Source organism: Buttiauxella warmboldiae (genome assembly GCF_003818135.1).
GTDB lineage: Bacteria > Pseudomonadota > Gammaproteobacteria > Enterobacterales > Enterobacteriaceae > Buttiauxella > Buttiauxella warmboldiae.
Genome location: NZ_RPOH01000006.1, coordinates 18,655 through 30,123, shown reverse-complemented (window position 1 = coordinate 30,123; position 11,469 = coordinate 18,655). Strand labels below are relative to the sequence as shown.

Genomic DNA, 11,469 nt, shown 5'->3' with positions numbered 1-11,469 from the left:
TTAAGTGACTGGCATTAACCTGCCGATGGCCTTTTTCTAACAAATGTTTTGCCGCGCTATAACCAATGGATGAATGATCCGGCGAGACACAATCAAGGCGCATCTTTTTATCTCTGCCATTAATTGTGACCACCGGCTTATTGCTTTCTGCGGCCAGGCGATACAAAGATTCATCATCAATGCCAATGATTATTATGCCATCAACCTCTCCCTGGTTGACATGCTTCATAAATAAAGCCGTATCCGCTTCATTAATATCCAGCGAACACTTTTTAATGTGAATATCGTAATTTGAAACTTCAGAAATAATGCTCTGAATCACTTCATAATAATAATGGTCGCCCTTAGGAATAAAAGCGGCGGCGGGAGCACAGACTAATAATGAATTCATCAATAAACGGCTGGTGGGTATATCGCGTAAAATACCCATGTAACGTGCATGGTAAAAAACCTTTTCTTTTGCCTGTGGACTGACATTATTTTTACCTGCCAACACTCTCGATACCGTACTTGGCGATAGCCCTGTCAGCATGGATATCTCTTTGATTTTTAGCTTCCCCGTCATTTTGTGATCGATGCCTCATTAGCGTTTTGATATTATTTTCATAACTAACCCTTTCTCATCACAAGTATTTTTACTTCATTTTAAAAAAACTATTTGCGGCATGCAATTTCTGTCATAGATAGCGGTTGTGTGCAAAAAAAACCATAACTATGCTCTCAAAAAATGATTCTTGATAAAAATAAATCCTAATAAGTGAGAGCAAAATGCAAAGAATCGCTATTATTGGAACCGGTAATATTTCCCACAATCACATTCAGGGTTATCTTGTATTTCCTGACCGCTGTCAGATTGTCGCTCTGGTTGATATCTACCCGGAAAAAGCCGAGGAAAAGAAAAGGCATTACGGGCTAACAGACGCAAAAATCTACAGCAGCCATCAAGATATTCTTACTGACCCTTCCATTGATGTATTCGATATCTGTACCCCACCCTATGTCCATGCCGCTATTTCTGTTGATGCGCTGAATGCGGGCAAACATGTATTGTGCGAGAAGCCAATGGCCGCTTCGCTCCAGGAATGTGATGCGATGATTTCAGCTTCTGAATCAAGCGGAAAAACGTTGTCGATCATCGCCCAGAATCGCTTTACCGATGCCTTCTGGCGCTTAAAGAAAGTGCTCGAAAGCAACAAAATCGGCAAAATTTGCCACGCACAGGTGGATTCATTCTGGTGGCGCGGGCACTCTTATTACGACCTCTGGTGGCGCGGCACCTGGGAAAAAGAAGGCGGCGGCTGTACGTTAAACCATGCTGTGCATCATATCGACGCCATTCAGTGGATGCTCGGCTTCCCGACAGAAGTGGTCGCCATCACGACTAACGTTTCCCATGACAACGCCGAAGTCGAAGACCTCAGCGCTGCGATTTTTAAATACGCTACCGGTGCACTGACGCAGCTAACCGCCTCGGTGGTGCATCACGGTGAAGAGCAAAAAATTGTGATTCAGGGTGAGAAAGCGCGTATTTCTGCACCGTGGGATAAATTTGCCAGCATCGCCGCACCCAACGGTTTTCCAATCGACGCACGCGATACGACGCTTGAAAACCAGCTTGAAGATAGCTACCAAAGCGTGCCGCACCTGACCAGGACGCTGCATACCGGGCAAATCGACAACTTCCTGCACGCGCTGCAAACCAATACGCCACCCTTAGTGGATGGCCCACAAGGCAAGCGTTCGCTGGAACTCATCACCGCAATTTATAAATCAGCTATTACACGCGGCATTGTTTCGCTGCCGATTAACGCCAGCGATCCGTATTACCAGACGGGCGGCTTAGTGAAAATGGCGCCACACTTCTTTGAGAAATCCGCCTCAGTGGAAAATTTCGCCAATGAAGAGGCGATTCCATTGGGCAAAGATATGGATAAAGGGGCATAAATATGAGCATCAAAGACGGGATGAATTACGCACCAAAAGGCAAACCGCAGCCGGTGGTGCAGCCGGGTGATTTTGTTTTTGCCGCCACCGCACTCGATCACGGCCATATTTACGGCATGTGCAACGGGCTGATTGAAGCGGGTGCGACGCTGAAATGGGTTTACGACCCCGATCCGCAGAAAATCGAACAGTTTGTTAAGCAGTACCCGCAGGTAAAAGTCGCCCCCTCTCTTGAAGCGATTCTCAATGACGACGCCGTAAAACTCGTAGCTGGGGCGGCGATTCCTTGCGAGCGTTGCGCGCTTGGCCTGAAAGCCATGGATGGAGGGAAAGACTATTTCACCGATAAAGCGCCTTTAACTACGCTGGATCAACTGGCTGCCGCCAAAGCGAAAGCCGCCGCAACCAGGCGCAAATATGCGGTGTATTACAGTGAACGCTTACATGTTGAAAGCGCGGTATTTGCCGGGCAACTAGTATGCGACGGTGCCATTGGCCGGGTTATTCAAACTTTGGGGATGGGGCCGCATCGCGAAGGAACGGGCCGCCCGGACTGGTTCTACGTTAAAAAGCACTTCGGCGGCATTCTTTGCGATATCGGCAGCCATCAAATAGAACAATTTCTGTTTTACACCGGCAACCATGAAGCTCAGGTTGTGGCAGCGCAAACCAACAATTTTGCCCATCCGCAGTATCCTGAATTTGAAGATTTTGGCGATGCGATTCTAAAGGGCAAGAACGGCGCCAGCGGCTATTTCCGCTGCGACTGGTTCACGCCAACGGGGTTAAGTACCTGGGGTGACGGACGTCTGACCCTGCTTGGCACCGAGGGCTACATCGAAATCCGTAAATACATCGATATCACTCGCCAGGAACAAGACGTGGTGTATCTGGTGAATAAAGAAGGCGAATTCCGCTACCCCGTCGCTGGGAAAGTGGGCTTTCCGTTCTTTGGAGAGTTGATCCTGGATTGCCTGAACCGTACCGAAAATGCCATGACTCAAGAGCACGCATTCAAAGCCGCAGAGTTGTGTGTGCGGGCGCAAATGCTGGCAAACGGGGTGCAAGAGTGATGAAGACAACACAGGCCGCGGTCGTCGGGTGTGGCGCAATCCACACCTTGCACGTCGAGGCAATTAAATCGCATCCTGCCTGCCAGCTATGGGCAATTGTTGAAATAGACTCAGTAAAAGGCCACGCGCTGGCCGAGCGTTACGGCTGCCATTATTACGCCGATTATCGCAAAATGTTATGCGATACCCAGATTGACGTAGTGCATATTTGCACCCCGCACTTCGCCCACAAAGAGATGATTATTGCCGCTCTCACCGCCGGGAAACACGTTTTTACCGAAAAGCCGGTGGCGCTTAATCCTGGTGAAGTGAATGAGATTAAGCAGGCGTTAGCCAGCGCTGCAACACAGCTTGGGGTTTGTTATCAAAACCGCCTGAACCCTACGAGCCAGAAGATAAAAGCTCTGCTGGAGTCGAACACATACGGAAAAGTGTTGAGCATCAAAGCGGTACTAACCTGGAACCGCCCTCACGACTATTACGCGCAAAGCCCGTGGCGCGGGCGTTTTGCTACCGAAGGCGGTAGCCTGTTAATCAATCAGGCGATTCATACGCTGGATTTAATGCAGTGGTTTGCTGGTGGCGTGGAGTCGATAAAAGGCGTGGTGGAGAGCAGTTTTCTCAGCGACGCCACACAGGCCGAGGACACCGCGATGGCGAATATGCAATTAGCCAACGGAGCACGAGGCATTTTTTACGCGACCAACTGTCATACCACCAACTCGCCGCTATTTCTGGAAATCCATTGCGAAAATGGGCTGTTGCAGCTGCATCATAATAATTTGTGGCTTATTACAGGTGAACAAAAAGAGCTGCTCGCCAGTGATGAATTACCGGATACCGGACAAAAATATTATTGGGGAAGTAGCCACCAGCAGGCGATTAATAACTTTTATCACGCAATAAAACACATGGACGACCGCAATTACGTCGATATTTATCAGGCTGAAATATCACTGCAAATGGTTGAGGCTATTTATCAGTCGTCGATAACCAGAAACTGGATAAAGATTTCACCACAATAATGTTTTCCTTTTCACCCTACATAGAAATGGAATAATAACATGAAACCTACAGAACGCAGAGTTGGCTATGGAATAGCTATTGGATATGGTGTTACCGATTTATTTGGCGGCGGGGCATTTGTTATTATTGGTACCTGGCTGTTATTTTTCTATACCACTTATTGCGGATTGTCAGTATTAGAGGCCGGTTCAATATTTGCCATTGCCCGCGTAATAGATGCCGTATTAAGCCCCATTATGGGTTATATCACCGATAACTTCGCCAATACCTGGCCTGGCAAACGCTTCGGTCGCCGTCGCTTCTTCTTATTACTCAGCGCTCCCCTGATGTTTTTGTACGCCTTGCTTTGGGTCACGGATATGGGCTACTGGTACTATCTCGGCACCTATCTTTCCATCGAACTGCTCTCGGCAATGGTGCTGGTTCCATGGGAAACCCTGGCTGCGGAAATGACCAACCGTTACACCGAACGCGCCAAATTATCCGGCGTGCGCATGATCTGCTCCCAGCTTGGCGGCTTTCTGGCAGTATCCGTGCCGGGTGTAATCATGCAGTTCACAGGTAAAGATAACGCAATGACATACACCTACACCGGCCTGCTGTTCTCGATTATTTTTTGTCTCGCAGTATTTACCACCTGGATGTGTACCTGGGAGGCTAAAGATGTGCGTGAAGAGTTTGAACCCGAGCCAGAAGGGGCAAACAGCGGCAATCTTTGGCACCACTTAAAGAGCCTGACATTAGATCTTCTGTCTTCATTTAAAATTAAAATGTTCCGCCAGCATATTATTATCTATATTGCCTCATTTACGGCAATGGACGTTTTCGGCTCGGTATTTACTTATTATGTGGTTTACGGATTGCATCAGGATGCAGCCGCTGTGTCAGGCTATTTAAGCGTGGCAGCTTTCGTTTCCGTGCCTGGAACATTCGTATTCATGATGTTACTCAGTAAATTAAACGTCACGCCATCGGGTGCGCTGCGCTTATCTTATAGTGGTATTTTTGCGGTATTAGCTTTCTTATTTTACGCCTATATCAGCAACATAAATGTATCAGCCATATTATTCTCTGCGGTGTTTGTGATTTTGGGAATATCGCGTGCGGGGCTGTATTTTATCCCATGGAATATTTACAGCTTTATTCCTGACGTCGATGAAATCGTGACTAAAAAACGTCGCGAAGGGATTTTTTCAGGCGTGATGGTGTTAACCCGAAAAAGCACCGTGGCGCTGGCCATTATGTTGATTGGCGTGGTGCTGGAAGAAAGTGGCTTCGTTAAAGGCCAGGGCGAGCAGCCGATTGAAGCGTTACACGCCATTGTTGGGCTGATGGTGTTTGCTACCGCAGCATTGTTGGCCATCAGTTTCTGGATGACCTTTAAATTCAAGCTTACCCGCGAATCTCATAAAACGCTGATTAAAGAAGTGGCACGCCTGAAACTGGGCGGAAACCTCGCAGACTGCGATATGGAAACCCGCAAAGTGATCAAAGACCTGACAGGCTACGAATATGACAAAGTCTGGGGGCAACATACCGGAGCGCAAAAGTCCCCTCATTTAACGTCGGAATCCCCTTAGGAGCCAGGAGTAACATAACAGGCCGCAGAGTGGCGCAAAAATCAGGGCTGGATATGTGGGTTTAACTACTTGCCTCGCAGCGCCGTAAACTGGACGGTACTATGGCAGCCCGAAAGCAGCTATTGAACAAGAGCTCGGTTAGGCGCAGGAAATCCGCTATAACCAGTTGCGCATTAACCTGCCGTTTATTGGCTGGCAGCATGGCCGTGACGGGCTTCTGGCGTGCATTGAGCAGGTTCCTGGCGATTGCCGAGCTACCATCTAAAAGTGATACTAACGCCGATCAGGCGCTTAACGTGATTGTAAATCGAACCCGCAGGACTCCCGCACCACCAGCGTGGGCGGGAGAATAATCCGCTTTGGCGGCTCATCGTTGCCCTGAATCCGGCTAAATAATAACTCTCCGGCTTTGCGCCCAATCTCTTTAGCAGCCACCGAAACGGTGGTCAGCGCGGGCTGAACGAGAGAGGCTTCGGTAATATCGTCAAACCCCACCAGCGCAAAGTTGACTCCCAGCTGTCGCCCCATTTTGCGCAGCGTCTGCATCACCCCCAGCGCCACAATATCCTGGTAACATACCGCCGCAGTGATTTCCGGGTAACGCCGGAACAGTTCTTCAGCAACACGCGCGCCATCACTTTGGCTGGCAAGGGAAGAGACCACCCAATCACTTTTCGGCTGAATACGGCGTTCGAGCAATTTGCTGCTGTAGCCGCCGATGCGCTGCGCACGGCTGATGGAATTTTCACTTCCGCCAATAAACGCGATGTGCTTATGGCCCAGGCGCAGTAAGTGTTGCGTCGCCAGTTGCGTACCCAAAAAGTTGTCGGTACCGACAAAATCAAAATCCACGTCATCCATCGGACGCACCACCATTATCGCCGGAATGTTGCGACGCTTGAGAGTTTCAAAAAAAAGCGGCGGCGTTTCTCTGGCCGCGCACAACACCATGCCACAAGCATTATTGCGCATCAGGGAATCGACAAATTTTTGCTGGCGCTCACCAGACTCTTCACTGTTTGCCAGGAACAACAGAAGATCGTGGCGCTCCATTTCCTGGCTCAGCCCGGCGGTCATTTCGCCGTAAAACGGATTGGTAATATCGTGAAGTAATAACCCCACCTGGTTGCTGGTACGGTTGCGTAAATTGGCCGCCGTTTGATTGTAAACGTAGCCAAGATCGTCCAGCGCTTTGAGCACGCGGCTTCGTGTGGCATCAGAAATTCGCCCCCGATTGCGCAACACCATTGAAACGGTGGCGGTGGAAACTTCAGCCTGTTTTGCAACCATGGCAAGGGTGACGGTGCTCATTGGCACTCCTCAAAATGAAGTCATTCCACTCAGATTAATCGAATAACCTAAAAATTGCATTTCCCGTGTGAATGTCATCACAGATAACTCACCATTAAGCCACACCTTGCCAAAAATGGCGGGTTAATCGCGTTTACCACCCTGTTCAAAATGGGTTAATCGATTAATCTTAACTAATCAGAAACAGGGAGAAGATTATGCATCCGGCATCATACGACAAGTATCCCGAAGTCAAAGTGACGGGGTTTGACCATCAGGCCTGGCAAGGATGGTCCGCCATCAAACAGGCAATAAGTGAGAAATTATCCCACTCAGCAAAAATCGTGCTGGTGATTGACTGCTACCCCGGCGTTCAGCTTGACGAACTGCGCGCAAAGCTTATTGAGCATCTCAATCCGGCCCTTGTGATTAACGCTGAATCCGCACGCCTCAGCGAACAGCATCTGCACGATTTGCTGGCACGCAATCTCACGGACGACCGCGTGTTCGGCGTACTTTCCTGCCATAAAATCAGAGAGTTTTTCAGCAGCGAAAAGCTGGCGGCGTTACAACAAGAAATCGCAGAGACAGCGCAAGGCCTGGTGATAATTTACGGCCCTGGTGCAACCCTGGTTCATCAGGGTGATGTGCTGATTTATGCTGACCTCGCTCGTTGGGAAATCCAGCAGCGCTTTCGCCGTGGTGAACTGGGCAACTGGGGCGCGAATAACGCAGATGAAGATATTCTGCGCCGCTATAAACGAGCCTTTTTCATTGAATGGCGCGTGTTCGACCGCCATAAAACCCCGCTTCTCAAGCGTGCAGATTTCCTGCTCGATACCAATAATGCCGAACAACCAGCAATAGTCAGCGGTGAAGCACTGCGAGGCGCTCTGCAACAAACCACGCAACAACCGTTCCGGGTAGCGCCATTCTTCGACCCAGGAGTCTGGGGCGGCCAATGGATGAAAGATAAATTTGATCTCGATCCCTCAAAGCCAAATTACGCATGGTGTTTTGACTGTGTGCCCGAGGAGAACAGCCTGTTACTGCGTTTTGGTGATGTGCGGATCGAGATCCCCTCGCAAGATCTGGTGTTGCTACACCCTCGCCAGCTGCTGGGCGAGCGTGTTCACGCGCGCTTTGGAGCAGAATTCCCGATCCGTTTTGACTTCCTCGACACCATCGGCGGGCAGAATCTCAGCTTCCAGGTGCACCCGATAACCGAATACATCCAGCAGCATTTCGGCATGCATTATACCCAGGATGAGAGCTATTACCTGCTGGAAGCCGAGCCGGGTGCGGAAGTTTATTTAGGAACTAAAACCGGTATCGATCCACAAGAAATGCTCGACGATCTGGCTGCCGCTCAACGTGGTGAAAAAGCGTTTGATGATGAGAAATTCGTTAACCGCTTCCCGGCACGCAAACACGATCATTTCCTGATCCCGGCTGGCACCGTTCACTGTTCTGGCTCAGGTGCGATGGTGCTCGAAATCAGTGCTACGCCGTATATCTTCACTTTCAAGTTGTGGGACTGGGGCCGCCTGGGCCTGGACGGTTTACCGCGCCCGGTGCATCTGGAACACGGCGCACAAGTCATTGACTGGGAACGTGATACTCAATGGGTTACTGAGCATCTGGTTAACCATTTTGAACCACTTGCCGAAGGCGACGGCTGGCGCGAAGAACGCACGGGCCTGCACGAACGTGAATTTATTGAAACCCGTCGTCACTGGTTTACCCAACCCGTTACACATCACACGAATGGCGGCGTCAACGTGCTTAATCTGGTCGAAGGCAGCGAAGCACTGGTGGAAAGCCCGAGCGGCGCATTCGAGCCGATTGTGGTGCATTACGCTGAAACTTTCATTGTTCCGGCGGCAGTCGGCGAATATCGCATTTCTCCATACGGCAGCAGTTTAGGTCAACAGCTCGCAACCATGAAAGCCTGGGTAAGAGGATAACAAGATGATCAACGTAATTCTGGCAACACATGGCTCGCTTGCAGAAGCACTACTGGCCGGTAGCAAAATGGTCTACGGAGAATTGCCGCATGTATTCCCGGTCATGCTCACGGAAAACAAAGGCATTAATAACTTTGGCGATGAGTTTGCCGCGGTGCTGAAACAGGCTGCCAAAGGTGCTGATGGTGTACTGGTGCTGTGCGATTTGCAAAGCGGCACGCCGTGGAATATCGCCTGCCATCATGCATTCGATCCGCAAACGCAGCCGCCAATGGCGGTGTTGGGAGGCGTGAATTTCCCGATGTTATTGCTGAGCGATGAAATAAAAGATCTGACCGACATCGTACAAGCGGCTGCGGTTTTACTGGAAGAATCGCGTGACTCGCTGGTTCAGGCTCAAATGGCTGAAACCACACAATCTGATGATTTCTAAGGGGTAACGATGAGCATTTCTTTTGTACGAATCGACGACCGTGTGATCCACGGTCAGCTTGTTACCCGTTGGGCGAAAGAGCTGCCGTGTGATGGAATTATTGCCATCGACGATGCGGTGGCGGCCGACCCTCTGCTTTCTTCGGTGATGAAAGGTGCAGTTCAGGATATCAAAGTCTGGCTGTTTGATACCGCTACCGCCATCGAAAAACTGCCTAAAATTATCGCCAGCGAAAAACACTATTTCGTGATTGGCAAATCCCCGGTCACGCTAAAACGCATTGAAGAAGCGGGTATCAGCCTGCAAAACAGCAATAAAAAAATCAACGTTGGCCCGATGAGCGCACGAGCCACAACCACCACAATTGGCCCTAATCAGTCTGTAAATCCAGAGGAGATAGCTGCGTTCAACTATCTCTCACAGCGCGGGCATCAGATTGAGTTTCGTCTGGTGCCCGATGCCAGCAATTACAGCTGGCAGGACGCTCGCCAAAAACTCAAATAAGGAGTGAACAATGGCTTTCGAAGCGGCTTTGATTGGCATTCTCTGTTACCTCGGTGCGTTAAGCAGCCCATGGCTGCTGGGGCTGACTGGCGGCTGGTATCTGATTACCCGCCCGTTGGTTTCAGGAATGCTGGTAGGTTTTATCCTCGGTGATGTGCAAACCGGGATTATCATCGGCGTAGCGGTGCAGGCCGTATATATCGCGATGGTCACCCCCGGAGGTTCAATGCCTGCCGATCTTAACTTTGTTGCGTTCCCCGCAATCGCACTGGGTATTCTTTCCAATAAAGGTCCGGAAGTTGCCGTGGCGCTCGCAGCCACCATCGGGATTGCAGGCACCGTATTATTCAACGCCATGATGGTGTTGAACTCATGGTGGAACCACCGTGCAGATGTGGCGCTTGATAAAGGTGACGAACGCGGCGTGTATCTCAACAGCGCCATCTGGCCGCAGGTGACCAATTTCCTGATGCGCTTTGTGCCGACGTTTATCGCAGTTTACTTCGGCGCGCAGTATATCAACGCCTTTATGGACAGCCTGCCGCAAATCGTGTTGTCGACGATGAACGTGCTCGGCGGCATTCTGCCAGCGGTCGGTATTGCGATTCTGCTTAAACAAATCATCAAAAATTACAGCATGTTGATTTACTTTCTGGTGGGGTTTATCTGCATTGTTTTCCTGAAGCTGAACATGGTGGCGCTGGTGATCGTCGGGGCGCTGCTGGCGTTAATTCACTACAACTACAAACCCGAGCCGCAGGCTGAACGCGTGGCCTCAGCCACTGCGGATGATGAGGATGAATTCTGATGGAAGAACGTAAACTCACTCGCCAGGATTTACGCCGCTGCTGGCGGAGCTGGATGATGTACAACCTATCATCCATGAGCTTTGAGCGTCTTGAATCATTCGGCTTTTGTTTGAGTATGTTGCCGGTGGCGAAAAAGCTGTATCCCGATGACGAACAACGCAAAGAGATGCTCAAACGCCACGCTTCGTTTTATAACACCGAGCCGCAGCTTGGCGCGATTGTAAACGGCATGGTATTGGGTCTTGAAGAAAAACGGGCCAATGGCGAACCGATTGACGGTGAGACCATCAACACCCTGAAAGTGGGGCTAATGGGGCCGGTAGCGGGAATTGGCGATTCGATGATTCCGGGCATGTTGATCCCAATTTTGCTCAGTATCGGCATGGCGCTGGCGGCGGGCGGAAATATCCTCGGACCACTATTCTACTGCGTGGCATGGCTGGCGATTATCATTCCCGGCTCGTGGTTCCTGTTCCTGAAAGGCTACCATATGGGGTCGACGTCCGTTGAGATGCTGGTCAGCAGTAAATCGACACGCCTGCGTGAAGCGCTCTCCTTACTCGGCGTTTTCGTTATGGGAGGCGTGGCGGCAAGCTACGTGAAATTGGGTACCGGGCTTGAGTTCGTTACCAAAGACGGCGTGAATATTCATGTACAGCAAATGCTGGACGGAATTTTCCCGAATCTGCTGCCGCTGCTAGTGGTTATTGGCACCTGGTATTTGATGGCGAAGCGCGGTGTTTCCCCGGTGAAAGCGATGTTGCTGTTGCTGGTGCTGGCGGCGGCAGGCGTGGCAGTAGGGTTATTTTCGTAATTGATATGCCCTCTCCCTCTGAAGAGGGA

At 50.3% G+C, this 11,469-nt stretch carries 11 protein-coding genes and 1 pseudogene; 10 read left to right on the top strand and 2 right to left on the bottom strand.

Annotated elements, in window-relative coordinates; genetic code table 11:
- The coding region (locus tag EHN07_RS02135) for a LacI family DNA-binding transcriptional regulator (protein WP_244202337.1) at positions 1-532 on the bottom strand (532 nt) is incomplete at its 3' end.
- Between the two features lie 236 nt (positions 533-768).
- Here EHN07_RS02135 and EHN07_RS02130 point away from each other — a divergent pair.
- The 5 genes and pseudogenes from EHN07_RS02130 to EHN07_RS20580 all read left to right on the top strand — a co-directional run.
- Positions 769-1,944, top strand: a complete 1,176-nt coding sequence (locus tag EHN07_RS02130) for a Gfo/Idh/MocA family protein (protein WP_124022573.1) — start codon at positions 769-771, stop codon at positions 1,942-1,944.
- A gap of 2 nt (positions 1,945-1,946) precedes the next feature.
- Positions 1,947-3,017 (top strand): Gfo/Idh/MocA family protein, encoded by a 1,071-nt coding sequence (locus tag EHN07_RS02125; RefSeq protein WP_124022572.1) that lies wholly within the window; start codon positions 1,947-1,949, stop codon positions 3,015-3,017.
- Positions 3,017-4,042: a Gfo/Idh/MocA family protein gene (locus tag EHN07_RS02120; protein WP_124022575.1), complete on the top strand. Its 1,026-nt coding sequence runs from the start codon at positions 3,017-3,019 to the stop codon at positions 4,040-4,042. Before EHN07_RS02125 ends, EHN07_RS02120 begins: the two co-directional genes overlap by 1 nt.
- A 39-nt stretch (positions 4,043-4,081) precedes the next feature.
- Positions 4,082-5,623: an MFS transporter gene (locus tag EHN07_RS02115; protein ID WP_124022571.1), complete on the top strand. Its 1,542-nt coding sequence runs from the start codon at positions 4,082-4,084 to the stop codon at positions 5,621-5,623.
- Positions 5,624-5,674: 51 nt separating this feature from the next.
- Positions 5,675-5,877 (top strand): annotated as a pseudogene (locus EHN07_RS20580) (1,4-beta-xylanase); the annotation flags it as partial.
- Positions 5,878-5,914: 37 nt separating this feature from the next.
- Here EHN07_RS20580 and EHN07_RS02105 read toward each other — a convergent pair.
- Entirely contained in the window at positions 5,915-6,934 is a 1,020-nt protein-coding gene (locus EHN07_RS02105) for a LacI family DNA-binding transcriptional regulator (protein WP_124022570.1), read from the bottom strand.
- A 197-nt stretch (positions 6,935-7,131) separates the two neighbouring features.
- Between EHN07_RS02105 and EHN07_RS02100 the strand changes: the two genes are divergently transcribed.
- From EHN07_RS02100 to EHN07_RS02080, 5 genes are read left to right on the top strand one after another with little or no spacing between them, the layout of a single operon-like run.
- Positions 7,132-8,880 carry a class I mannose-6-phosphate isomerase gene (locus EHN07_RS02100; protein ID WP_124022569.1) on the top strand — a complete coding sequence of 583 codons (1,749 nt, stop codon included), beginning with the start codon at positions 7,132-7,134 and terminating at the stop codon, positions 8,878-8,880.
- A 4-nt stretch (positions 8,881-8,884) separates the two neighbouring features.
- On the top strand, positions 8,885-9,313 hold the full coding sequence (locus EHN07_RS02095) for a PTS sugar transporter subunit IIA (protein ID WP_124022568.1): 429 nt from the start codon (positions 8,885-8,887) through the stop codon (positions 9,311-9,313).
- Between the two features lie 9 nt (positions 9,314-9,322).
- Positions 9,323-9,817 (top strand): PTS sugar transporter subunit IIB, encoded by a 495-nt coding sequence (locus tag EHN07_RS02090; RefSeq protein WP_124022567.1) that lies wholly within the window; start codon positions 9,323-9,325, stop codon positions 9,815-9,817.
- Positions 9,818-9,827: 10 nt separating this feature from the next.
- Complete coding sequence (locus EHN07_RS02085; protein WP_124022566.1) at positions 9,828-10,625, top strand: PTS mannose/fructose/sorbose/N-acetylgalactosamine transporter subunit IIC; 798 nt, start codon at positions 9,828-9,830, stop codon at positions 10,623-10,625.
- Positions 10,625-11,440 (top strand): PTS system mannose/fructose/sorbose family transporter subunit IID, encoded by an 816-nt coding sequence (locus EHN07_RS02080; RefSeq protein WP_124022565.1) that lies wholly within the window; start codon positions 10,625-10,627, stop codon positions 11,438-11,440. The genes EHN07_RS02085 and EHN07_RS02080 overlap by 1 nt, the downstream gene beginning before the upstream one ends.
- Positions 11,441-11,469 lie beyond the last annotated feature (29 nt).